The sequence below is a fragment of the Streptomyces nojiriensis genome (assembly GCF_017639205.1).
Taxonomy (GTDB): Bacteria; Actinomycetota; Actinomycetes; order Streptomycetales; family Streptomycetaceae; genus Streptomyces; species Streptomyces nojiriensis.
Genome location: NZ_CP071139.1, coordinates 42,842 through 65,819, shown reverse-complemented (window position 1 = coordinate 65,819; position 22,978 = coordinate 42,842). Strand labels below are relative to the sequence as shown.

The following is a 22,978-nucleotide window of genomic DNA, read 5'->3' as shown; positions in this document are numbered from 1 at the left end:
GGAAACGTATTCTCGCTGTTCATGACGTTGCGAAGTCGGTTGTGGGGCGTGTCCTCCTGGATGGCATGGGCGAGAGGTGCTGCGGCGCCGTGGCACCAAGCGGCTTTCGACGATGCCCACCGCCTTGTGTGGGAGGGCTCGTTCGAGGCGGCGGAGGGGCGGGCGCGTGCTGTCGTCGCGGTTCGTGAGGCTGTGCGGGGGCGTGATCGGCGGCAGTTTCACGGAACGGCCTGAGGCAGGTAAGTCGATGCTACGGCGGCCCGCCCACGGCGCAGGGCAATGGGAGCCGACCTGGCGCGGGCGGCAGCCGAGGGCGGTGTGCTGGGGTCTGCAGGGCCGCATCGTCGGGAGCGGGGCACCGACGCGGGGTCGGTCCGGGAGGGCGCGGTGCCCTGACGGGGCGGTGTTGCAGACATGGCGGCCTGGGAGCGGAGGCGGGTGAAGGCTGGCTGATCTCAATGAACCCTGACCGGTCCGGCCGCCGGGGGCCTATGTCAGCTCGCGGTGACTGAATACGCGGCGAGCGCGCGGTTGCCGCGCGGCTTGGCGATGGCCCGGAGAACGTCGGCCTGACTCAGGACGAGCTGTCGCACCGGCTCGGGCAGCGCGGCCAGACGCCCATCGCTTCCCACCAGGTCGAGGCAAGCTGCGATTTCCCAGTCGCCGTCCTGCAGTTCTCCGGTATCGACCGGCCTGCTGCCGTCGGCCGTCCAGCCGGCCTCAGGCAGGAGCCGCAGCAGGCCCTCACGGGAGAAAGGTGTGCGGACGTTGCCCTGGCCATGCGATCCCGCGGCCTCGGTCTGCCCCTGGATCAGTACGGCGAGCAGGTGCGCCAACTGGTCGTCGGAGGTGGGCGTCAGGTCCCACTCGGTGAACCACAGGCGCCGCGCCCACGGCCGTACCCGGGCCAGCGTGTCGCGCAGTTGTCCGAGCGATGTGAAGTACCAGGAGCAATGTGCCAGCACCACATGGTCGAAGGTGCTTTCGGGGAAGTCGACTGACGGGTCGAGGACGTCGGTGCCGAAGCGGAAGTCGATGCGCGGCCCGAGAGGGCCCGCCGCGAGCCGGGCTGCCGATTCTCCGAGCGTGACCGGCGTCCCATAGGAGGGGTCGGCAACGTCAATGGCCACCACGCGCCCATGTGGGCCAACCGCCTCTGCAAGGACGGCGGTCATGTCGCCCTGGCCGCAGCCCAGCTCGAGGACGGTTGAGCCGGGTGTGATGTGCCAGCTCGCCACGAGCGCGGCGCGGTGGCGAGTCTGGGACAGCTGGGTGTCCGGGCTGTGATCGGCGGCGGCCATGCCGGCTGCGAGCGAGGGGGCCTTGGCGAGGAGATCGGAGTGGTTCACAGAGTCCTTGGGAATTCGACGGGTCGGTGGGGGCCGAGGGTATGAGACGCACGGGCAGCGGCGCCTCCGATTTCCTGGACATCACCGGCACGACGGCGGCCCACCCTGTGGGTCGGGAGCGACCTTGTGGTCTGCCGTCGTGCTGCTGGAAGAGTCGTGGTCGGCGAGCAGTCTGGTGTCGACTTCGGGATCGCCCCAGGTTCCCTCGTGAGCGGCCCGCGCGTCGAAGGGGCGGTGTCTTCGAGCGGGCACGTAAAAGCCATTCCGATGCCAGCACGTTCGGTCCAACGCTGTTCCGATGAACCAGCCCGGCAAGCCCGAACCCGCCGATGAGGATCAGGTCACGGCAAGCCCGCTGCTGCTCTCCTTCCTGGTTGCCCTGCCCTTTCCGCGCCCGCTGCCGCACGGGGCAGTGATCACCAAGATGCTGCCCGGCACAGTCGGCGGGCTCGACGGCATGGAGATGCGTCCCTCCCCGGCCGGCCCTGTGGTGCCGTCGGCCGCGCAGGGGAGGCCATGCGTGTCGCTGAAGTTCTGGCAGCTCCGGGAACGCCGGAGCGGGGGCTCCTGCACCTGGCTGCCCTGACTAAGTCCGGGGGGACCGTCCGGGCCGTCGAAGGGACCTTCGTCCACCCCGGCTTCGTGACCGGTGACGGGAAGGCTGCCAACCAGAACGACATCGCCCTGGTCCGCCTGGACCGCCCCGTCTCCGAGAAGCCCGTCCCGATCGCGGAACGCCCCGGACGGCCCGGCACCCCGACCCGGATCCTGGGATTCGGCACCACATCCGACACCGAACTGAAATTCGCGGAGCGGCTGCGGGAGCTCCGGACACGCCGGGGCGCCGAGGCCGAATGCGCCCCCGGCTACGCGGACCGGACCCGGCTGTGCACGATCAGCCGCGTGCCTGCGGCCATGGCGTGCTTCGGGGACTCCGGCGGGCCGCAACTCCAGAAGGGCCGCCACGGGCGGTGGGAGCTCATCGGAGTGACCTCGGGTCCGGGCGCCCCCGGCGTCCCGTGCTCGGCCGGCCCGGGCCTCTACACCAGCGCGCCCGCCTACGCGGACTGGATCCGGCAGACCATCAGGCACAACTCCTGAATCCGCCGGCCGCTGGGCGTCGCACCGCAATCCGTGCGGCGCCCGGCGGCAACCCCGGGCCCGGTCGGGCGTCTGGCGCAGTGGAATCACCCGTTCTGCCGTCGCCATCGCCCCCGCCCCTGGAGCACATCCTTGAAGCGCTGCACGCCCGCCGCCGCCACCGCGGCCCTCGTCCTGACGCATGCCCTGGCGTCCGCCTCCGCGTCCGCCTCCGACGCCCGGGGGACCCGGGGCAACCTCGGCGAGCGCGCCTACGGGCTGCCGGGAACCGGTGATCCGGTCGAGCTCGCCGAGACCGTGCACTGCCCGAAGGACCTCGGCAGCACCCCGCGGCCGCTCGTCGTTCTGCTGCACGGCTGGCACGGGACCTGCGCCGACCCGGCCGCGGCGGCGGCCGGGTCCGCAGTGGAACGGGCCGGGGACTGGGACGGGTACGCCGCCGCCGGCCAGAAGCTGTCCAGCGGGCCCTGCGCCCCCGGCAGGCCCCCATCCCCAACGACCGCGGCTACGACTACCTCGGCGAGGAAGTTGCCGGCCGGGGCTTCGTCGTGGTCTCCCTCAGCGCCAACGGCATCAACGCCTCCGCGCGGGCCGACCTGATCAACAGGCACCTTGCCCTGTGGCAGCAGCTCACCACCTCGGGCCGCGGCGGTCTCGTCGGGGCGTTCCGCGACGCGGCCACGGGCGAGCCCCGGCGAGTCGACTTCCGGCATCGCGTCGACCTGCACCGGGTCGCCACCCTGGGCCACTCGCGCGGCGGCGCGGGGGTGACGTGGCAGGCGGCCGACCGCACCGGGCCCAGTGGCCCGAGGGCGTCGAGGCCAGGGCGGTCATGGCGCTGGCCCCCGCCTACAACGTGATGACCGAGGACGTGAGCGCGTACGAGATCACGAAGACGCCCGTGGCCGCGGTCTGCGGCACCTGCGATGGCCAGGTCGGCCGTGAGGCCCTCGCTTTTTTCGCCGCCGAGGCGACCGCCAGGAGCTCCGCCGGGTTCCGGCAGTTGGAGATGCCGGGCGCGAACCACAACCACTTCAACACCCAGTGGTCGCCGCGGAGCGGGCAGGTGCCGGCCTGGGACGACGCCACCCACGACGCCGCCCACCCCGGCCGGTGCACCGACCCCGGCGGCTCCCCGTACGCCCCCCAGCTGACCGAAGCGGCCCAGCGCCGGGCCGGAGCCGCCTCCCCCGTGGCCTTCCTGCGCTGCCATCTCACCGACGACGGGAGCCGCTGACACCACCCGGGCCCGTCACGGCTCCGGCTCGTCCCCCCACGGCGGCGGCCTCGAAGCCCTCCGCGCTGAAGCGGGCCACTGCCAACTGGTTGTCGAGCACCGGGACAAGACGGGCCGGCTCGTACGACTTCGCCGCACTGCCCCTCTCCGACGGCCCTGCGGACTCTGTTCGCCAGGCTGCGGACACGGGCAGCGCGGACAGGAAGGACCCCACCTCCCACATATATCGACAGCCGATATATGGTGGCCCTCATGGCGAAACGATCACCGTCTCTGACGGAGCCGCAGTACTTCATCCTCGCGGCCCTCCAGGAGGGCCCCCTGCACGGCTACGGCATCATCAAGGCCGCCGAGCAGGCCACGGACGGCCGGGTCAAGCTCGCCGTCGGCACCCTCTACGGCGCGCTGGACCGGATGGAGCGGTCCGGCTGGATCGCAGCCGATCACGAGGAGATCGTGGACGGCCGGGCCCGACGCTATTACCGCCTCACCGAGGACGGCGACGGCGTACTCCGGCAGGAGGCCCTGCGCATGCAGCAGGCGGCGGCCGTCGTCATCGGCCGCAGCCCTTCCTCCTTCAGGGTGGTGCCGGCATGAACCGGTTCCTGCTCGCCGCCTACCCCAAGGACTACCGCGACCGTCAGGGGGAGGAGGTGCTGGGCTGCCTGTCCGAGGCGTACCCCGGCCGCTCCTGGCCGCCCCCACGCGAAGCGCTCGCACTGCTGCGCGCAGGAGCGACGGCCCGCGCCCGTGCCGCCTGCGAGAACACGTCCCGGCCGTGGTGGCTGGAGGGTGTCCACCTGACCGCCCTCGTCCTCGCCGCCCTCGCGCTGGTGCCGTACCTGCAGGACGTCTGGCACTGGGCCCTGCGCATCGACCCCGCGGACCACTCCGTCGGCTTCCACCACGCGGGCTGGTTCCCCTGGGCGCAGAGCGCCGAAACCCAGACGCGGTTCCTCCCGTACGGTCTGCTTCCGCTGATCTGCCTGGTGGCACTGGTGCGCGGCCTGCGGTGGATCGCCCTGCCGGCCTCGGCGGCGATGCTCATGGCCGGATCGGGGATCGCCGGCTCGACGCTCTTCGGAGACGAAGGCGTAATGGGAGTCGGCTACTACGGGCTCGGAGCTCCGCTGCGCTCCGATGACCTGGTGCTCTCGGGGCTTTTGCTCCTCGCCTGCACCGTGTTGGCGGTCCACCGCCCGAGCCCGCTGCGCCGCCGCTCGTACGGCTGGCTCGTCCCCGCGGCGGCTGCGCTGTTCGTGGCCGGCTCCCTGCACTTCACCTCGACGGATCCGCGTTTCCAGCTGGGCCAGTTCGCCGTGGAGGCCGCCGCGCTGACCGCCGCGTGGGCGCTGACGGCAGCCGCCGGCGACTACCGGTGGCTCGTCCCCGTCGCCGCGTTCGCGGTCGTCCGAGGCGAAGCGATCGTCAACCAGCCGTACCTGGCGGACTCCCTGCCGGGCAACACCGTGCTGCTCTGCCTGGTCCTGCCGATCCCCCTCCTCGCCGTCACCGCACAACGCCGCCGGAAGCGCACCACCTGAACCGCAGGCCGGGCTGTCACGGCCCCGAAGAGCCGTGACAGCCCGGCCTGCGCACCCGAACCGAAGCCACACACCTCAGCGGCCCTCCTCCTCGGGCGGTGCGGAACGTGACGCCCTGGGTGGCTTTGTGGGTGAGTTTCGGCTCTGGTCCACTCTTTGTGGTCGCGTACGCAGCGTGACTTTTGCTTGTCGATGAATGGCTGACGAGGTCGCCCGAAAATCGTCCTGCCGGGGAAGAGCGGGGTCGACAGTTCTGCCCCGTGAGCGATGTACGGCCGCAGCTGGATGAGCTGCTGTTCTGGTCCGTGGAGAACGTGTCGGTGGAGTTGGTCGAGGTGGCCGACGCCCTCGTGCGCGTGGAGGCTCGGGCCACGGGCATTGGGGCGGCCTGCCCGGTTGCGGGTGTTGGTCAGAGCGAGTACACGGCTCCTACCTGCGATTTCCCCATGACCTGCCAACCGCTGGCAACCGGGTCGTGGTGTCGCTATGAGTGCGCCGGTTCCTCTGTGTCGAGGCGTCCTGCCCGCGCGGGACATTTGTCGAACAGGTGCCGGGGCTCACTCGTCGGTTCGGCCGGCGGACGGAGCGGCTGCGTTTGACGCTGGTCTCTGTCGGGCTCGCGCTTGCGGGACGTGCCGGCGCCCGGATGTCGGACGCCTTCGGGGTGCGAGTCGGCCGGAACACCCTGCTGAGGCTGATCACCTCGCTGCCGGATCCGCCCGCCGCCACGCCCCGCGTGGTCGGGGTCGACGAATACGCCCAACGCAAGGGCCGGATCTACGGAACCGTACTCGTCGACGTTGAGACCCGCCGCCCCGTGGACCTCTTGCCGAACCGGGAGGCGGACACCCTCGCAGCCTGGCTTTCCGAGAGGCCCGGGATCGAGATCATCTGCCGGGACCGCGCCCGCTTCTACGCCGAAGGAGCCACCCGCTGCGCCCCGCAGGCTCTCCAGGTCGCTGACAGGTGGCACCTCTGGCACAACCTCGGCGAAGCCGCCGAGAAGTGCGTCTTCCGGCACCGCGCCTGTCTGCGACCGGCACCGGCGCTGCTCGAAGAGCTCCAGCGAACATCGGAACCGCCCGCCTCATCGCCGTGGCCGACTGGGCACCGGTTCGCTGAGAGGACCCGCGCCAAGCACGCTACCGTCCACGCGCTCCTCGCCGTCGGCCACAGCAAGCGATCCATCGCCCGGCAACTCGGCATGGGCTTCAGCACCGTCCTCCGCTTTGCCCATGCTGCGGAGCCGGAGCAGTTGTTCACCGGCCAGTGGCAAAGCCGGCCCACCAAGCTCGACGCCTTCAAGCCCTACCTCGACGAGCGGTGGCAAGAGGGCTGCACCAACGCCTGGAAGTTATGGGAGGAGATCAAGGAACAGGGCTACCCGGACGGCTACGGCAACGTTCGCGCCTACGTCAGCCGGAACCTACGCGGCAAACCCCAGCCTGTCGGCCCCCGCCCGCCATCCGCCCGAGCCGTCACCCGCTGGATCCTCACCCGTCCCGAAGCATTGACCGAGAGAGATCGGATCCAGCTCAAGGACGTACTGGCCAACTGCCCCGAACTGGACACACTCGCCGGACACGTCCGTTCCTTCGCCCACATGCTCACCCAGTTGCAGGGCCCACCAGCTGCCGGCATGGATCGAAGCAGCGACCACCACCGACCTGCCGAGCCTCCCCAGCGATTCGCCCGGCACCCGGAGCGCGACCTCGACGCCGTCAGCGCCGGACTCTCGCAACCGTGGAACTCCGGAGTCGTCGAGGGCCATGTCAACCGGATCAAGGTGCTGAAACGCCAGATGTTCGGCCGCGCCGGCTTCGAACTCCTCCGCAAGCGCGTCCTGCTCTACTCCTGAAAGGGCTGCTCAGAACACATCGTCGATCACCCCGAAGCCCTGCGGGAACGCTTCCAGGAACTCGCGGCGAGCCGGGTTGTTCTCGGCGTCCGCCATCTCCCCGACCAGCTCGATCAGCTCCTGTCGCTGATCACTCGGCAGCGTGCTGACCACGTGGGCAACACCCTCCATGACCTTGACCGCGTCGTCCTGATCCATCTGCTCGTCCTCGCTACCGTCGATGAACCACAGGACATCGACCAAAGCCTCGGCCAAGGCACGAGTCAGGGACGGGTGCGAGGACGTCACGAGGGCCTCCCAACGGATCAACGGCAGAGTCCGGACATCCCACCACACACCACTGACATCACTGTCCGTGAGCCCCCACAAGAAGTGGACCAGAGCAAGTTCTGACCTACGTAGCCAAAGACCCCGGCGCCGTCCACCACCTCCGCCTTGACCGACTCGCAGACCTACCTGACCCTGGCCGGGCTCCAGCTGAACCTTTCCGACATCCCCCTCCCCGAGGTCACCGTCCGCATCGGCCGACCCTTGATGCGGCCGAGGTGCAAGGCGGCCGTCCCCCGCCCCGTACGACGTCCAGGACGGACCGGCCCGTTCCCCCTGGGGGCTCGGGAACGCGCACCCGGGTGAACCCGGGCGGACTGGCCGAAACTGGCATGGATGAGATAGGTGCCTTAGGCATGTAATGGAGTCCGGCGTGAACGGAACCATCGCTTGCGAGGTGTTGCTTTCCATGACCGAGGCCCTGTCCCATGCCCTGCCGGATGCCGTCACCTTCCCCCAGGACCGCACCTGCCCCTACCACCCACCCACCGCGTACGAGCCGCTGCGGGAGAGCCGGCCCCTCTCGCGGGTCAGCCTCTTCGACGGCCGCTCCGTATGGGTGGTCACCGGCCACGCCGAGGCGCGCGCCCTGCTCGCCGACGCGCGGCTGTCCAGCGACCGCACCAAGGAGGCCTTCCCCGCCCCCACCCGCCGCTTCAAGGGCATCCAGAGCCGGCGCGCCGCCCTGCTCGGGGTGGACGACCCCGAGCACAACCGGCAGCGCCGGATGCTGATCCCGAGCTTCTCGGTCAAGCGGACGGTGGCCATGCGGCCACAGATCCAGGAGACCGTGGACCGGCTGATCGACGCGATGGTGACGCGCGGCACGCGGAGCGAACTCGTCAGTTCCTTCGCCCTGCCCGTCCCGTCCATGGTGATCTGCTCGCTGCTCGGGGTCCCGTACGCGGACCACGAGTTCTTCGAGGGGCAGTCGCGGCGGCTGCTGCGCGGCCCCGAGCCCGCCGATGTCGAGGACGCTCGCCGCCGGCTGGACACCTACCTGGAGACCCTGATCCGGCGGAAGCGCACCGATCCGGGCGACGGGCTGCTGGACGAACTGATCGCAACCCGGCTGGCCACCGGCGAGACCACCGTGGAGGAACTGGTCGACCTGGCCGTGATCCTGCTGATCGCGGGCCACGAGACCACCGCGAACATGATCTCCCTCGGCACCTACACACTGCTGCGCCACCCCGAGCAGCTCTCCGAACTGCGCGACGATCCGTCGCTGATGTCGGAGGCGGTGGAGGAGCTGATGCGGTTCCTCTCGATCGCCGACGGCATGCTGCGGGTGGCCACCGAGGAGATCGAGGTCGGCGGCGTGACGATCCGGCCGGACGAGGGGGTGGTCTTCTCCACCTCCGTCATCAACCGCGACGAGACGGTCTTCGAGGAGCCGGACTCGCTCGACTGGAACCGGCCCACCCGCCACCACCTGGCCTTCGGCTTCGGCATCCACCAGTGCCTGGGCCAGAACCTGGCCCGCGCCGAGATGGAGATCGCCCTGGGCACCCTCTTCCGGCGGCTGCCGGGCCTGCGCTTGGCGGCCGACCCGGACGAGATCCCCTTCAAGCCGGGGGACACCATCCAGGGCATGCTCGAACTCCCCGTGGCCTGGTGAGCGGCATGCGGATCTCGGTCGACCAGGACGTCTGCATCGGCGCCGGCCAGTGCGCGCTGACCGCGCCCCAGGTGTTCACCCAGGACGACGACGGGCTCAGCGAGGTGCTCCCGGGCCGCGAGGACGGCCACGGCAGCCCGCTCGCACGGGAGGCCGCCCGGGCCTGCCCGGTCTCGGCGATCACCGTCGCGGAAAGCTGAGCAACTTCCCGGACCGCCGGGCTCGTAGCGCCGCACCTTCGGCCGGGGCGCTTCACGGCCTCCGACGCCGGGCTGCCGGACGTCGGGGGCGCGGTGATGGCCACCTGGGATGATGTCCGTCCGAGGGTGTGTCAAGGGGAGGGCAGCGATGAGCGGGCGCGTATCCGCAGGGGACGGGTCGGCCGGACACCGGCAGCCGAAGAGATGGGAGCCGGTCGCGGTGCCCGCTCCGGAACCTGACTGGGAGCCCGCGCCCGGATACCAGGGCAATCCGAATCCCGCGGTGCAGTACGGGATGTGGGATTCGATCGCCCTCTCCCACCGGCCGATCGGTGTGCTCCCACCGCCTATGAAGGCGTACGCGGACAGGCTGGTGCTGCAGGTGGAGCAGAGCTGGGAGGACCTGGGCGCTGTGGACGTCGCCACGTTCCGACTGGGCGGGCGCTTCTTCGTGCTGAGCCAGTTCACCGAGGTGGAGGACACGGGCGTCACCGTGTGGCTCGACCGCCGGCACACCGACGACGAGGCCTCCCTCGCGGCGCTCGTCGAGGTTTTGGGCATCCCGGGCGACTGCGTCCGCGACCTCACCTGGTGCCCGCACCCGGTCGTTCAGTTCATGCTGCCGGCCCCACCCGAAGACGGCCCGGGTGCATCACGCTGGACACGCTTCCTCCGGAAACTCGGCAGGCCAGGAGCCGATCCCGCCGCCCCCTAGGAGAAGGGGCCGCCCCGGATCGCTCCTCCCTGAACGCGGCATCGCCGACGAGCGCACCGGCCTCGACCGGGCCGTACCGGGCACTGCATATCCGGCGGGAAACGCGGCTGCCCGGCGAACTGCAGGGGGCGGCCACCACGCTGACCCGACGCCATCAAGGCGAGCGCGGCGTCGCCCTCGACGACCAGGCGTGGCTGCCCTGGCCCGGGCCGCTGCCGAGCCCCCCCGCCCCACGATCCGGCCATCGCTGCCTGGCGCGCGCCCGCGCCACCCTGATCAGGCGGGCCGCCGCAGCGCACGGGTGAAGGTCCGCAATTTCCCGCGAGAACGTTGAGGGGCTTCTGCCCGGATCCCTAGCGTCAGGGGTGTTGGGATTCCACTGGCAGCACGGAGGCCCCTGATGAGCACACCCACCAACGGCCCGGAGCACACCCGCCGGATCCCCGCCCGGCCCGGCTACGGCGCCCCTTTTGCCGACCTGCCGGCTCGCGCGTACCGGGGCCTGGCCCGGTTCCTCGGCTGTCAGGACAAGGAGCGGGAGAACACCGACGGGGGCGAGGCGTGAAGAACACCGGTCGCGACCTCGGCCTCGGACACGAGGCACACCCGCTGCTCGGCCACCGGGTCCGCGACATCGCCTCCGGCACCAAGGGCCAACTGATGGCCGTCGTCCGCGAGGAAGTCGCCACCCGCACCGGACCGCGCTGGACCCGCCGGGCCTACATCCGGCCCGAGGCCGCGAACTACCGACCGCCCTGGGCAACATTGAACCCCTCGAAGCGCCCTGACCGTTTCGCGCCCGGTGACGGCGGACCCCGGGGCGCCCCTCCCTCGGTGGGTATGCGCACGGTGGGGCTGGACACGTCGAAGGGGTCGGTCACCCGGGCGACCGACCCCTTCGGTCGGCGCGGGCGACGTGCGTCCGGAGTTCGACCGGGCCGATCCCAGCCCGAGCCCTTGGCCGCGCTCCTGGTGGAGATGGCCGAGCGGCTGATCGTCACGGCGGAGGGCGCGCCGCTGGCCGCGCTGCGTGCCGCCGGGATGCTGAAGCGGATCGCTGCTCGTGTGGGCCGGGAGGCCGCTGGCGTGCTGTGCGACGACGGCCTGGCTCGCGAAGCGGTGGCGACCGGGCTCGGGACGACCTACTCCAAGGCTCTGGTCATGCTCCTGGCTGCGCAGGACCGGTGACACCGCTCGTCACAACATCGGCCCTGTTGGCTTGCGGTTTCGCCGGACTGGTCGCGGTGACGGCGCGTTCGAACCGGCTGAAGGCGGGCCAGGGTCCAGCCGCCGTCGCGGGAGGCGCTGCGCCGGAGCGGGACCGGCTCTGGGACATCGCTGGCTGCGGCGGCGGCACGGACGTGGTGTTCACTCCTGCCCGGTAGGGCTTTGTGGGCCGAGGGTCGCCACCCTGGCGGGGTGGCGACCCTTCGTCGGGCCGTGGGGATCGGTCTCTGACTGCGGTGCTCAGGTGGTCAGGTACATCGCGTAGAGCTTGTTGTTGTAGTAGGCCGCGGCGGGTGCTCCTGTGGGGGCGGCGGCGGTGACGGTGTGGGCTGTCTGCCAGGAGCCGTTGTGGTCGGCGGCCCACAGGCGACCGTCGGTGCCGCGCATGAGGACGGTCATGGTTCCCGCGTTGGCGGCGAGGGCGGGGGCGTGGCTGGGGCGCCAGCCGGGGACGTGGCCCTGGTTGGCCCAGGTGCCGCCGCCGTTGAAGCTGGTGTGGAGTTGGTTGTCCTTGCCGGTGGCGACTCGCCAGATGCGGTCGCGGTGTGTGGCCAGGGCGACGTGGGTGGACACTTTCCAGCCGATGTTGTCGACCTGCCAGGAGGTCCAGGCGCCGTTCTTGGCGTGGTGGAGGTTCTGGTCGAGGCCGTAGATGACCAGCCAGGGCTGGTCCTTGTAGGTGGCCAGGGCGGGCGCGTACTGCCATCCGCCGCCGCCGACCTTCGCCGGGGTCCATCCGGTGGCGGGTGTGTAGGTGCGGGTCCACAGACTGCCGTTCTTGCCGACGACGGCGTAGTACAGCACGCCGCCCGCGGAGGTCAGGGCGGGGGCGTACCAGCTCTGGTCGCCGCCGAGCGGTTCGGCGGGGCTCCAGGTTCCGCTGCTGTCCATGCTGGTCCACATCACCACCTGGTCGCTGGGGCGCAGGAACAGGGCGTGGAGCCGGTCGCCGTGCACGGCGAGGGCGGGGGTGGTGATGGTCCTGAAGGGCAGTTTGGCCGGTGGTTGCCAGGCGGTGCCGGTGCGGATGGAGGCGCGCAGGAAGCCCTCGGCGAAGGGGATCTTGGGGCCGGACCACTTCACGCGCAGGTCGTGGTGGCCGTCGCCGTCGAACTTCCAGGTGGCCGTGCCGCCCTGGGAGAGCATGGCCAGCTCGTAGCGGCCCATACCGATGGTGCGCTGGCACGAGATGTCGCTCATGTTGAGGAGGTAGACCATCACGGAGATGAACATGTTGGCGACCTGGACGGCGATCGCCACCCAAAGCGGCAGCACACCGGTGACGAAGTCATCGAAGGCCAGGGTCCGGTTGAGGGTGTTCATCGCGTCGTTCAGCGCCTTGTTCAGCGCCTCCGTCCACGGGGTGATTTCGTCGTCCTTCTCCCAGCAGACGATGTTCACCCCCAGATAGTCACCGGAGGTCCACCCCTGGAACAGGATGTTGTTGCCGGCGGAGAAGGTGCGGGTGTCGCCCTTGGTGACGGCGCCGAACTCCTCCGAGCGGAAGCTGTGCGTTCCGCTGCCGCCGCCGCCGGCGGCGGTCCAGAAGATCTCGTCCCGGCTGGCCCCCGCGTCGCCTACTGCCCGGTGGACGTAGAAGCTGTCCGCCAGCACGCGCACATAGAACGGCCCTGAGCGGCTGTCCCGGTCCTGGCCGCCGTCCTGCGGTGCCTGCTCGGTGCCTTCCAGGCCTGCGGCGTCGGGGATCATGCGGTCGTCCACGGCGGCGAACGCGGTGATGCCGAACTTCGCCTCCCTCATCGCCGCGAGGAATGCCGGGTCGTTCACCTCCCGGTCCGGCGTTCGCGGGTCGACGATCTGCGTGTTCGCCATCGACATCGCGTCAGCGACGAGGTCGGGGAGGTCCCTCTTCAGGTCCTCGATCGAGTAGCCCTCGTCCGCCGACCGCCGCGCGAACATCCGCGGCAGCACCGTCGGCTGGCCGGCGTCGGCCACCTCCCGGTACACCCCGCCCCACGCCTTGATCTCCTTCTCGGAGAGCACCGACTGCACCGCGTCCAGCAGCAGTTTCTCCAGACCGGTGGGCTCATGCCCCTGCCGCATCCGGTCGGCGCCGTGCAGCATCGCCCCCATCAGCGTGTTGCCGTAGGCCCCGCGCCCCAGCGCCAGTCCCGCATGTTCCTGCTCATGCGTCCCGGACAGCAGCGCCCGCAGCCGCTCCAGCCGGTCGTTCTCCCTCGGATCCACGTTGTCGGACACCCGGAACTCCTCACGTCGGCGATTCTCCGTAACCATTCAGTCACGGACAGTTAGGACGCTAGGGGTGCAGGAGCCGCCCAATACGCCAAAGCGTCCAATCAGCCACAAACAGACTGGAAAATGCCGTCTTGACCCGCACGCCCCACCATGACCAGCGACTCTCCAGTTGCGCGGGCGGTGCGTCTTCACAACTCAGGCCCGGTACAGGTGGTACGGGCGTGCGAGAAGGTCCGCGCGGGCGCCGCTCGGCGACACGTACAAGCCCGCCAACTGCAGCTGCACGGTCACTGCCGGTGGAAACCGGCCACTATCTGGCCGGCAGGCCGCTTCGTGACGCTGCGGAACCGGGAGACCGTGCACTCGACATCGGAAAGCCGGCGGTGACTTCCCCCGCTGCGACCAGCCTGTTTCGTGGAGGACACATGCCGCAGGACATCGAGTTCCATCTCCCCTTCCCGAAATCGGTCAGCCCGGATCTGGAGGGCGCACGCCGGCGCAACCTGGCGTGGGTGCAGCGCACAGGCCTCGCCGGGGAGGGCAGATCGCTTCAGTGGTACACCTCGTGGGACATGCCGCTGCTGGCCGCCTGCGGATTCCCCTCTGCACAGGGCCCGGCCCTCGACCTGTGCGCGGACGCGATGGCGTTCTTCTTCGTCTTCGACGACCAGTTCGACGGCCCCCTCGGCCAGGACCCCGCCCGCGCCGCAGCCGCGTGCCAGCAGCTGATCGACCTCGTGCACGGCGCCGCCCCCGCCCCGGGAGCGGACGCGTGCTCGGTGGCGTTCGCCGACCTCTGGGCGCGTAGCCGTGACGGCGCGCACCCGGCCTGGGTGGCCCGTACCGCGCACGAATGGGAGTACTACTTCGCCACCCAGGCCCACGAGGCGATCGGCCGACTCCGGGGGACTCCCGCCGACATGGAAACCTACCGCCAGGTCAGACGGGGCATAGCCGGAACCGACCTGCCCCTGTCCCTGGGCGAGCGAGCCGCGGGCATCACCGTCCCCGCAGCCGCCTTCCACAGCCCGCAGCTGCGCATCATGCGCCAGGCCGCCATCGACGTCACCCTCATGTGCAACGACGTCTATTCGCTGGAGAAGGAGGAAGCCCGCGGCGACATGGACAACCTGGTCCTCGTCCTCGAACACACGCAGTCCTGCACCCGCGATGAAGCCCTCGCGGCCGCGGGCCGGGAGATCGACGGGCGCATCCAGAGGTTCCGGGAACTCGCCCGCCAGGTCCCGGCCATGTGCCTGCAGCTCGGCCTCACCGGCCCGCAGCGCACCGCCGTGGCCGTATACGTCGAGGCCATGGGGGCCTGGATGAGCGGTTACCAGGCCTGGCAGACCCAGACCCGCCGCTACACCAGCGCCCTTCAGGTCGTCCCCCACACCGGGCCCGGCTACTTCGACGAGGTCCTGGGGGCGTAGACCCGCACCGGGACTGGAGACCGGAGGGGAGGGCGCCACCCCTGATGCTCACCCGCGACGGGTCCACCCCACCGGTCCGTCCCCTGGTCGCCGGCCCACGGCATCGATGTCTCTGATCCGTCGCAGACCATCCGGTATCGGCCGCTGGGGCCGCACCCTGTCGTTGTCCGGTGACAGTGCGTCATGCCGCGCTCTGGCCAGGTCGGCAGCGACCCGATCGGCAAGGAGAGCAAGATGCCCGAGACCACGCCCGCCGCCAAGGGCCCGGCACCGGTCCAGTCGACGACCGAAACACCCGGACCCGCCCCCACCCTGGCGTCCGAGGTCAGGCCCGAGGAGGTGGCCGCGCTCTCGCCGGAGTACCGGGACGGGCTGCCCGTCCTCGTCGCCGGCGGCGGGTCGTACGTGCCTGCCCGCGCCGGCGGCGGGTCGTACGTGCCTGCCCACATCGAGGTCATCGACGGCGAGGGAAATCCCGCAGCCGCGCTGTGGGGCTGGAGCCGAGCCAGGGACGCTTGCGTAAGTGGGTCTGATCCGTCGGTGACCGTGGGAATGACGGATCGTTGAGCTGGGATCAGGCGGTGCCGGCCTTCGCGCCCTCCGCGGCTTCTGCGACGTCGGCCGTCTTGGCGGCGGCCGGTCGCGGCTTGTGGATGAGCGGGACCGTTGCGCACGCGGCGAGCAGGGACGCCACGGCGACCGCGTACCAGCCGTGTTGGAACGCGGCGACAGCGTGTCCGGGGGCCGGGGTGCCGAGGATGCCGACCAGGATCGCGACGCCGAGGACCGCGCCGATCTGGCGGCCCATCGAGGTGATGGCCGAGCCGGTGGCGAAGCGGGCCGGCGGCAGGGCGGCCGCCGATGCCCCGGTCAGGACCGGGAGCGTCATGCCGACGCCGAGGCCGGTCAGCATCATGCCGGGGAGGAGCGAGGATGCGTAGGCCGAGCCGGTGTCGAGTGTCGCGGCCCACCACAGGATGCCGGCCGCGAACAGAACCGTTCCCGCCAGAGCGATGCGCCCCGCACCGAATCTGGCGACGGCGGGCCCGATCCGCAGCGCGACCGGCGGCACCAGCAAGGGTCCCGGCGCTATGGCGAGGCCGGTGAGCAGAGCCGAGTAGCCCCACACGCCCTGGCACCACAGCACCGCGCCGAGCAGCATTCCGGCGAACGCGACGGTGAACAGCATCAGGGCGGCCGCGGCGGATGCGAACGCCGGAACCCGCAGCAGCGGCAGCTCGACGATCGGCACGGGGTGGCGGGCCGAGCGCAGGACGAACCAGACGCCGAGCAGCACCGCGCCGGCCAGGCCGCCGAGGGTGCCCGTGCTCGTCCAACCCCAGTCAGGAGCCTTGACCAGGCCGAGCGCGAGCGTTGCGATCGATCCGGTGAGAAGGGCGGCGCCGAACAGGTCGGGCAGCGGGCTCTTCTCCGTACCGGCGGGTCCGGGCGACGGCAGCACCTTGACACCGAGCGCGAACGCCGCGATCCCCAACGGCACGTTGACGATGAACACCCAGTGCCATCCGGCCTCGGCCAGCAGCCCGCCGGCCACGGGCCCGAGTCCGGCGGCGATCCCGCCGATCGACGCCCAGGCCCGCACCGCCCCGGCGCGCTTCTCGGGTGCCGTCGTGGCGAGCAGCAGCGCGAGCGACGTCGGTATCAGCAGCGCAGCGCCGGCGGCCTGCACGAGCCGTGCCGCGACCAGCGTCCCGACGCCGGGAGCGAGTGCGCATCCGGCCGAGGCGAGGGTGAACACCGCCAATCCGGTCAGGAAGACCGGCTTGTGGCCGGAGCGGTCGGCGACGCGGCCGGCGACCACGAGGAGCGCGGCGAAGACGATCGCGTAGCCGTTGAGGATCCAGGAGAGGGAGCCGAGGCCGCTGCCGCCGAACGAGCGGCCGATCGCCGGGAGGGCCACGTTGACGATGAAGAGGTCGAGGTTCGACATGAAGACCGCGGCCGCGACCGTCGCGAACACGGCCCGGGACACCCGGGGTGAGTTTGAAATTCCAACTATCATGGACCGGAGGCTAGCGCGTGTGGGTTTGAAAACGCAACGGACTCGGGAGAGGATGAGGACGTGACCCCGAACAGGAAGCCGGGCGAGAACTCGGTCCCGCACCCCGAAGTGCCCGGTCGGCCGTGCTCCGTGGCCGCCGCGCTGCAACTCGTCGGCGAACGCTGGGCCCTCCTGGCGATCCGCGAGATCTTCTACGGCAACCAGCGCTTCGACCGGATCATCCGCAACACCGGCGCCCCCCGCGACCGCCTCGCCGCCAGACTGCGCGCACTGGAAGAAGCGGGCGTGGTCGAGCGCCACGCCTACAGCGAGCGCCCCATGCGCTTCGAATACCACCTCACGGAGGCCGGCCGCGATCTCGCACCGGTGATGCACGCGCTGCTGGCCTGGGGTGACCGCTGGGCGGTGGACAATCCGCCGGTCGCCTTCCGGCACCGCGGCGGGCCCGGCTCAGATCACGACGCCGAGCACGACCTCGATCTGAAGTCGACGTGCCGGACCTGCGGCGAGGAGGTCGGGTCGGGAGGTCTCACGATCGACGTGCGGGCGCCTGGATGGGATCGGGCCGGGCCGATCGAAGGCTCCTGAACTCAGCAGCGATCAGGAGTGGGCTGGCGGTGGACGAGCCGGAGCGGGATCGGCTGCCGGACATCGCGGCCGGCTGCGGCGGCACCGACGCGGAGTTCACGCCCGCCCCGTGGCCGAAGAGCCGCACGGCCGATGGCCGTGGTCGGGGGCTGGCCCAGCTGCGTGACGTGGTGTCACGGAGCATCAGGCCGGAAGGGCGCACGCCTGCCCGCCTGGGGCGACATCCGCGTCTCCGTACGGAGCTGACGCGGCCCCTGGCGCGGGAGACGTGCGTCAGGAGCCGGCGCCGCTGATGCCAGGGCGACGAAGCGCCGGTGCAGGGGGTAGAACTTCGGCTCAGGGTCGCTCTGCACGCCCAGTTCGCCCTTGAGAACGGGGGCGATCCTGGCCTCGATGAACCGGTTGAAGTGGTCCTGCGACTCCCAGATGTCCATCACGTTGAGGCCTCCGTTGACGAACCAGGCGGCGTGCGGCACGCACCCGTCCGGCGTGTCCTCTTCCCAGCGCACCTCCTGGCGCACCGCGTCGTACACGTCGGGTGTGATCTCGGGCCAGGAAAAGATCATCACGACTGCCACGGAGTGTCCTCTCGACCGCCTGGACGCCCCGCGGCCGGACGGCACAGGGGATCGCACTGTGAAGCCAAGCCACCGGCATAACGCGGCCAGCGCCCTGATCGAGCACGCACTGTGCGCCGGAGGCCGCCCCAGAACCCCGTGAGCGGACGCGTCGTCGGGGTGAGCTCGGCGCGACGCTCGCTGCTACCACAGATGAATGTTGCGCATCACCTCGCCCAGCCTCGGCGATACCTCAAGGGAGGTAGGGCGGTCAGCCCCCGGCAGAATCCGGTTTCCTCGGCCAGCTGGGGGTGGCGCCTTTGCGGGTCACGGCGGGCGCGAACTATGACAGCCACTGTCGAACGCCGACGATCAGCCACCGGGCCGGCCGCGGAGCGCTGGGGGACTCGGTGCTGTTCCTGGACTGGCACGGCTACCAACGCCACGACTACACCGGGTCCCCGGCCGTCTGACCTGTGGTCAGTCGCCGGGGGCGGGCACGTCTTCCTGGCCGTGGGCGAGGATCGGCAGCAGCGCCTCGGCGGCTTCGCAAACGGTGCAGGCCATCGTACCGGGCCGCGCGAGCACGTCGAGTGCCTGCGTGGTGCCCATCGGGTGCGCGCGGTCGGTGGCGCCGGAGCAGCCTTCGGCGTGGACGGTGGCGGGCCGGCCGTGGGTGCGGCCGTCGAGCAGCCACGCCCACCGGGCCGACGCCGAGGTACGGGTACGCGGGTGGGCCGGAATGCCGCCCAGGTCGACCCCGGGCAGCGGGCGCAGCTGCTCGGAGGTGACCCACGTGCTGTACTCGGCCGGCTCGACGCCGCCCCCGTACTGGTGGAGGGGCGGTATTTGTAGGCTGCGCTATTCCTCTGGGGCCGGGTCGCACGTTGTCGTCTCTGGCCCATCTGGGTGCGGTCCCTGTCCCGTCACCTTGTTCCTATACGGTGCGCCGGTACGTCTGTTGGAGTGTGGTTGGGGAGCGAGCGATGGGTGCGGTGTCGGGGTCTTCGGGCACAGGCGGGTTGAAGCGGCACCTGGGTGTGTTCGACGCCGTGGTGATCGGCCTGGGGTCGATGATCGGGGCGGGGATCTTCGCTGCCCTGGCTCCGGCGGCCGGTGCGGCCGGTTCGGGGCTGTTGCTCGGCCTGGCGCTGGCAGCGGTGGTGGCGTACTGCAACGCGATGTCCTCGGCGCGGCTGGCCGCCCGGTACCCCGCCTCCGGTGGTACCTACGTCTACGGGCGGGAGCGGCTGGGCGAGTTCTGGGGCTATCTCGCCGGATGGGCGTTCGTGGTCGGCAAGACCGCCTCCTGTGCGGCCATGGCGCTGACCGTCGGCTCGTACGTGTGGCCCGGCCAGGCACACGCCGTCGCGGTCGCCGCCGTGGTGGCGCTGACCGCCGTCAACTACGCCGGGGTGCAGAAGTCCGCCTGGCTCACCCGCGTCATCGTCGCCGTGGTCCTGGCCGTGCTGGCCGCCGTGGTGGTCGCCGCGGTCACCTCCGGTGACGCAGACGCGGCCCGGCTCGGCATCGGTGACGATGCGACCTTCGGCGGGGTGCTCCAGGCGGCGGGCCTGCTGTTCTTCGCCTTCGCTGGCTACGCCCGCATCGCCACGCTCGGGGAGGAGGTCCGCGACCCCGCCCGAACCATCCCGCGGGCCATCCCGCTTGCCCTCGGCATCACCCTTGTCGTCTACGCGACTGTGGCCGTCGCCGTCCTGCTAGTGCTGGGCCCGCGGGGGCTGGCGGACGCGACTGCCCCGCTGTCGGATGCCGCATGGGCCGCAGGCGCGGACTGGCTGGCGCCGGTCGTACGGGTGGGCGCCGCGGTAGCCGCGCTCGGCTCGCTCCTCGCCCTGATCCTCGGGGTCTCGCGTACGACCCTGGCGATGGCCCGCGACCACCACCTCCCGCACGCCCTGGCCGCCGTCCACCCGAAGTTCCAGGTGCCGCACCGCGCCGAACTCGTGGTCGGCGCCGTCGTGGCCGTACTCGCCGCAACCGCCGACGTGCGCGGGGCGATCGGCTTCTCCTCCTTCGGGGTGCTCGCCTACTACGCCATCGCCAACGCCTCCGCCTGGACCCTCGCCCCGGACGAGGGCCGTCCGGCGCGGATCATCCCGGTCGTCGGGCTGGCCGGCTGCCTCGTCCTCGCCTTCGCCCTGCCGGCCTCCTCGGTGATCTCCGGCGCCGCTGTCCTGGCCGCCGGAGCCGCTGCCTACGCAGTACGTCGCGCGGTGACCGCCCGCAGGGCGTGACCTCGGCAGAACACGGATCCGCTGTGGTCAACTGGTGCGGCGGGAGCGCGTCAGAGCCCGCCCGCCCAGCGCGGTGCCGGTCAGACCGAGCAGCAGGGCCACGTATGCGCCGCCGAGCCCGTTGCCGGTGCCGAGTCCACCGTCGGCGGTGGCCGCGACCAGTCCGCCGAGGGCTATGGCGATCAGCCCCGCGATCACGGCCGCCGTGGCCCCGACTGACCCGCTGGCGGTGCCAAGGCGACCGGCGGGTCGGGCCAGCGCGAGCACGGCGATGACGACGGCGGCCAGCCCCAGCAGCCCGCCGGTGGTGGCTCCGAGCCTCCCGAGGCTGAAGTCGGTGACGCTGGCGGCGACGGGCTGGACCGGGGCGTGCGCTGCCGCTGGTGTGGCAAGCCCGAGGCCTGCGAGCAGGGAGGCCGGGGCGGTGGCGATCAGGCGACGAGCGGACATCAGGGTGCTCCTTCTCTTTCCACGGCTGGATGTGGTTCGAGCATGTCGGCCGACCCCCTGGCAGGTCATCCGGCAGGCGCAGGCACTTCGCGCTACCACGGACGCGGCAGGTGCCGCCGAGCTACTGCGCGCGTGGTAGTCGACCGCTCGTCCGCGAGCGGGATTCGCTCGTGGCAGCCTCCGGCTACGGTGCGCGTATGAGCAAAGGACGGTTCCGTGTTCGGGCCGGTGTCAGAGACTGGCTGATCGCCGTCGGGGTGGCGGGGGCGCTGCTGGTCACCGGGCTGTCCGGGCAGCACTCCGCCACGGGCCTCGGCCTGCTCGGCTACGTGCTGTTGACGGTCGGCGGCTTGGCGCTGGCCGCGGGCCGCCGGGCTCCGGTTGCCGTGCTCGCCGTCACCGGGGTGTGCGCGGTGGGGTATCAGGCGGCAGGGTTCGACGTGGCTGCCGTAGCGTTCCTCTTCGCGGTGTACGCGGCTATGCGGGCGGGACACCGCATCGTCACGGTGGCGGTGAGCGTGGCCGTGCTGGCGGCTCTCCCCGTCGCGGCCCTGGCCTCGGGCTTGCACGACACGGGCGAGGCGTTCGCGCAGGCCCGGGGCGCCCTCCAGATCGCCTGGCTCATCGCCGCCGGCGCCGCCGGTGAAGCCCTCCGGCAGGCCGAGCAGCGGGCCGACGAAGCCGAACGCACACGGGAGGAGACCGCGCGGCGCCGCGCCGACGAGGAGCGGCTGCACATCGCGCGGGAGCTGCACGATTCGCTCACCCACCAGATCTCGGTCATCAAGGTGCAGTCCGAAGCCGCCGTCCATGTGGCCCGCAAGCGCGGCGAAGAGGTCCCGGAGGCCCTGCTGGCCATCCGGGAGGCAGGCCGGGAGGCGTCCCGCGAGCTCCGCGCCACCCTGGAGGCCCTGCGCGACGACGACACCACCCCGCCACACGGCCTCGACCACATCCCCGAACTGGTGGAACGCGCAGGCAAGACCGGTGTGCGGGCGACCCTGACGATCCAGGGCCGGCAGCACGACGTGCCGGCCGCGGTGGGCCGCACGCTCTACCGGATCGTCCAGGAGTCCCTCACCAACATCGCCCGTCACGCGGACGCCACCACGGCATCGGTCCACATCGACTACCGCCCGGACGCTGTCGCCCTCCAAGTCGATGACGACGGCAAGGCCACACCAGACGCCGTCCCCGTGCCAGGCATGGGACTGCTCGGGATGCGCGAACGCGTCACTGTCCTCGGCGGTCGCCTTCGGGCAGCACCGCGTGACGAGGGTGGCTTCACCGTCCGGGCCGAACTCCCCGTGGAGCGTGCCTCGTGATCCGTGTCCTGCTGGTCGACGACCAGCCGCTCATCCGTAGCGGATTCCGCGCGTTCCTCGACCTCGAGGACGACATCGAGGTCGTGGCCGAGGCCGCCAACGGGCAGGAGGGCCTGGAGCTCGCCAGAGAGCACGTGCCCGACATCGCACTCATCGACATCCAGATGCCGGTCCTCGACGGCATCGAGGCGACCCGGCGCATCGGAGCAGACCCGGAGTTGACCGGGGTGCACGTCGTCATCCTCACCAACTACGGCCTGGACGAATACGTCTTCAACGCCCTGTCCGCCGGGGCCGCCGGATTCCTCGTCAAGGACATCGAGCCGGAGGACTTCCTGCACGCTGTACGCGTCGCCGCGCGCGGCGACGCCCTCCTCGCACCCTCGATCACCCGCAAGCTGATCAACCGGTACGTCAGCCAGCCACTCCCCAGCACCACGGAGCCGGGGCTGGAAGAACTGACCAGCCGCGAACGTGAAGCCGTCGTACTGGTCGCACAGGGCCTGCCCAACGACGAGATCGCGGACCGCATGGTGATCAGCCCGCTGACCGCGAAAACCCACGTCAACCGGGCCATGACCAAGCTCCACGCCCGCGACCGCGCCCAGCTCGTGATCCTCGCCTACGAATCCGGCCTGATAGCCCCACGCAACTCCTGACATCCGTGAGCAACACCCTGGATCGCGTTCGCTGCTGAATGCCGTTGTCACGGAAGCGCGGGAGGCTGGTGGTCACGGGCCGCCAGGTAGTGGGTCCAGCTGTCGTTGGCGTAGCCAGCCCAGCGGTTGGCAGTGCTGGGGGCAGGCCGAACAGGTCGGCGACGATGATCGGCGGCAGGTCGGTGACGGCTTCGATCCATACTCTGCGGCGTCGGCAGATCCCAAGTACACCGTTCCCAGCGGGCCCCGCCGCAGGCGCCGTGGAAGTAATGGCGGTAGGCCCGTCGGC

General features: G+C 71.1%; 24 protein-coding genes and 1 pseudogene. 18 read left to right on the top strand and 7 right to left on the bottom strand.

The annotated features are described in order from the left end of the window. Positions 1-494: 494 nt before the first annotated feature. A complete protein-coding gene (locus tag JYK04_RS00370) occupies positions 495-1,349 on the bottom strand; it encodes a class I SAM-dependent methyltransferase (protein WP_189747453.1) in 855 nt (284 codons plus the stop codon). A gap of 298 nt (positions 1,350-1,647) precedes the next feature. On the opposite strand from JYK04_RS00370, the gene JYK04_RS00365 reads away from it, so the two are divergent. The 7 genes and pseudogenes from JYK04_RS00365 (at position 1,648) to JYK04_RS00340 (ending at position 7,089) form a co-directional block, all read left to right on the top strand. Further along, positions 1,648-1,935, top strand: coding sequence for a hypothetical protein (locus JYK04_RS00365; RefSeq protein ID WP_189747455.1), 288 nt, complete (start codon positions 1,648-1,650; stop codon positions 1,933-1,935). Positions 1,936-1,937: 2 nt separating this feature from the next. Further along, positions 1,938-2,450: pseudogene (locus tag JYK04_RS00360) on the top strand (S1 family peptidase); the annotation flags it as partial. A gap of 132 nt (positions 2,451-2,582) precedes the next feature. Next, complete coding sequence (locus JYK04_RS41815) at positions 2,583-3,050, top strand: hypothetical protein (RefSeq protein WP_229876900.1); 468 nt, start codon at positions 2,583-2,585, stop codon at positions 3,048-3,050. Between the two features lie 172 nt (positions 3,051-3,222). Continuing rightward, positions 3,223-3,687 (top strand): hypothetical protein, encoded by a 465-nt coding sequence (locus tag JYK04_RS40885; protein ID WP_229876901.1) that lies wholly within the window; start codon positions 3,223-3,225, stop codon positions 3,685-3,687. A 252-nt stretch (positions 3,688-3,939) separates the two neighbouring features. Then, on the top strand, positions 3,940-4,284 hold the full coding sequence (locus tag JYK04_RS00350; protein WP_189747457.1) for a PadR family transcriptional regulator: 345 nt from the start codon (positions 3,940-3,942) through the stop codon (positions 4,282-4,284). Beyond that, positions 4,281-5,231: a hypothetical protein gene (locus tag JYK04_RS00345; protein WP_189747459.1), complete on the top strand. Its 951-nt coding sequence runs from the start codon at positions 4,281-4,283 to the stop codon at positions 5,229-5,231. The genes JYK04_RS00350 and JYK04_RS00345 overlap by 4 nt, the downstream gene beginning before the upstream one ends. Positions 5,232-5,721: 490 nt before the next feature. Beyond that, positions 5,722-7,089 carry an ISL3 family transposase gene (locus tag JYK04_RS00340; RefSeq protein ID WP_244372101.1) on the top strand — a complete coding sequence of 456 codons (1,368 nt, stop codon included), beginning with the start codon at positions 5,722-5,724 and terminating at the stop codon, positions 7,087-7,089. A 9-nt stretch (positions 7,090-7,098) separates the two neighbouring features. Here the strand turns inward: JYK04_RS00340 and JYK04_RS00335 are convergent, their stop codons facing one another. Then, positions 7,099-7,377, bottom strand: a complete 279-nt coding sequence (locus tag JYK04_RS00335) for a hypothetical protein (RefSeq protein ID WP_189747461.1) — start codon at positions 7,375-7,377, stop codon at positions 7,099-7,101. A gap of 448 nt (positions 7,378-7,825) precedes the next feature. Between JYK04_RS00335 and JYK04_RS00330 the strand changes: the two genes are divergently transcribed. The 5 genes from JYK04_RS00330 to JYK04_RS40880 all read left to right on the top strand — a co-directional run bounded on the left by JYK04_RS00330 (position 7,826) and on the right by JYK04_RS40880 (position 11,140). Then, positions 7,826-9,037, top strand: a complete 1,212-nt coding sequence (locus JYK04_RS00330; RefSeq protein WP_189747463.1) for a cytochrome P450 — start codon at positions 7,826-7,828, stop codon at positions 9,035-9,037. A gap of 5 nt (positions 9,038-9,042) precedes the next feature. Beyond that, positions 9,043-9,237 carry a ferredoxin gene (locus tag JYK04_RS00325; RefSeq protein WP_033215998.1) on the top strand — a complete coding sequence of 65 codons (195 nt, stop codon included), beginning with the start codon at positions 9,043-9,045 and terminating at the stop codon, positions 9,235-9,237. 148 nt (positions 9,238-9,385) lie between these two features. Beyond that, positions 9,386-9,952 carry a hypothetical protein gene (locus tag JYK04_RS00320; protein WP_189747465.1) on the top strand — a complete coding sequence of 189 codons (567 nt, stop codon included), beginning with the start codon at positions 9,386-9,388 and terminating at the stop codon, positions 9,950-9,952. 400 nt (positions 9,953-10,352) lie between these two features. Next, positions 10,353-10,517, top strand: a complete 165-nt coding sequence (locus tag JYK04_RS00315) for a hypothetical protein (RefSeq protein ID WP_189747467.1) — start codon at positions 10,353-10,355, stop codon at positions 10,515-10,517. Further along, positions 10,514-11,140: a hypothetical protein gene (locus JYK04_RS40880; protein WP_229876902.1), complete on the top strand. Its 627-nt coding sequence runs from the start codon at positions 10,514-10,516 to the stop codon at positions 11,138-11,140. Before JYK04_RS00315 ends, JYK04_RS40880 begins: the two co-directional genes overlap by 4 nt. A 279-nt stretch (positions 11,141-11,419) precedes the next feature. On the opposite strand, the gene JYK04_RS00300 is transcribed toward JYK04_RS40880, so the two are convergent. Continuing rightward, entirely contained in the window at positions 11,420-13,399 is a 1,980-nt protein-coding gene (locus tag JYK04_RS00300; RefSeq protein ID WP_189747471.1) for a PLL family lectin, read from the bottom strand. Between the two features lie 422 nt (positions 13,400-13,821). Here JYK04_RS00300 and JYK04_RS00295 point away from each other — a divergent pair, with 422 nt between their 5' ends. Further along, the gene (locus JYK04_RS00295; RefSeq protein ID WP_189747473.1) at positions 13,822-14,829 is read left to right on the top strand and encodes a terpene synthase family protein; all 1,008 of its coding nucleotides are present in this window, start codon (positions 13,822-13,824) and stop codon (positions 14,827-14,829) included. Between the two features lie 234 nt (positions 14,830-15,063). Beyond that, a complete protein-coding gene (locus JYK04_RS00290; RefSeq protein WP_189747475.1) occupies positions 15,064-15,396 on the top strand; it encodes a hypothetical protein in 333 nt (110 codons plus the stop codon). Between the two features lie 7 nt (positions 15,397-15,403). On the opposite strand, the gene JYK04_RS00285 is transcribed toward JYK04_RS00290, so the two are convergent. Then, positions 15,404-16,822 (bottom strand): MFS transporter, encoded by a 1,419-nt coding sequence (locus JYK04_RS00285; protein WP_229876903.1) that lies wholly within the window; start codon positions 16,820-16,822, stop codon positions 15,404-15,406. Positions 16,823-16,912: 90 nt separating this feature from the next. Here JYK04_RS00285 and JYK04_RS00280 point away from each other — a divergent pair, with 90 nt between their 5' ends. After that, positions 16,913-17,440, top strand: coding sequence for a winged helix-turn-helix transcriptional regulator (locus JYK04_RS00280; RefSeq protein ID WP_189747479.1), 528 nt, complete (start codon positions 16,913-16,915; stop codon positions 17,438-17,440). Positions 17,441-17,613: 173 nt separating this feature from the next. Here the strand turns inward: JYK04_RS00280 and JYK04_RS00275 are convergent, their stop codons facing one another. Both JYK04_RS00275 and JYK04_RS40875 read right to left on the bottom strand, forming a co-directional pair. After that, positions 17,614-18,018: a hypothetical protein gene (locus tag JYK04_RS00275; protein WP_189747481.1), complete on the bottom strand. Its 405-nt coding sequence runs from the start codon at positions 18,016-18,018 to the stop codon at positions 17,614-17,616. A gap of 459 nt (positions 18,019-18,477) precedes the next feature. Next, positions 18,478-18,690 carry a DUF6233 domain-containing protein gene (locus JYK04_RS40875; protein ID WP_229876906.1) on the bottom strand — a complete coding sequence of 71 codons (213 nt, stop codon included), beginning with the start codon at positions 18,688-18,690 and terminating at the stop codon, positions 18,478-18,480. A 293-nt stretch (positions 18,691-18,983) separates the two neighbouring features. On the opposite strand from JYK04_RS40875, the gene JYK04_RS00270 reads away from it, so the two are divergent. Further along, complete coding sequence (locus tag JYK04_RS00270) at positions 18,984-20,255, top strand: APC family permease (protein ID WP_189747485.1); 1,272 nt, start codon at positions 18,984-18,986, stop codon at positions 20,253-20,255. 27 nt (positions 20,256-20,282) lie between these two features. Here the strand turns inward: JYK04_RS00270 and JYK04_RS00265 are convergent, their stop codons facing one another. Then, on the bottom strand, positions 20,283-20,705 hold the full coding sequence (locus JYK04_RS00265; RefSeq protein WP_189747487.1) for a DUF6223 family protein: 423 nt from the start codon (positions 20,703-20,705) through the stop codon (positions 20,283-20,285). Between the two features lie 197 nt (positions 20,706-20,902). Between JYK04_RS00265 and JYK04_RS00260 the strand changes: the two genes are divergently transcribed. Both JYK04_RS00260 and JYK04_RS00255 read left to right on the top strand, forming a co-directional pair. Beyond that, positions 20,903-22,030, top strand: a complete 1,128-nt coding sequence (locus tag JYK04_RS00260; protein ID WP_189747489.1) for a sensor histidine kinase — start codon at positions 20,903-20,905, stop codon at positions 22,028-22,030. Continuing rightward, positions 22,027-22,689 (top strand): response regulator, encoded by a 663-nt coding sequence (locus JYK04_RS00255; protein ID WP_189747491.1) that lies wholly within the window; start codon positions 22,027-22,029, stop codon positions 22,687-22,689. The genes JYK04_RS00260 and JYK04_RS00255 overlap by 4 nt, the downstream gene beginning before the upstream one ends. Positions 22,690-22,978: the final 289 nt, after the last annotated feature.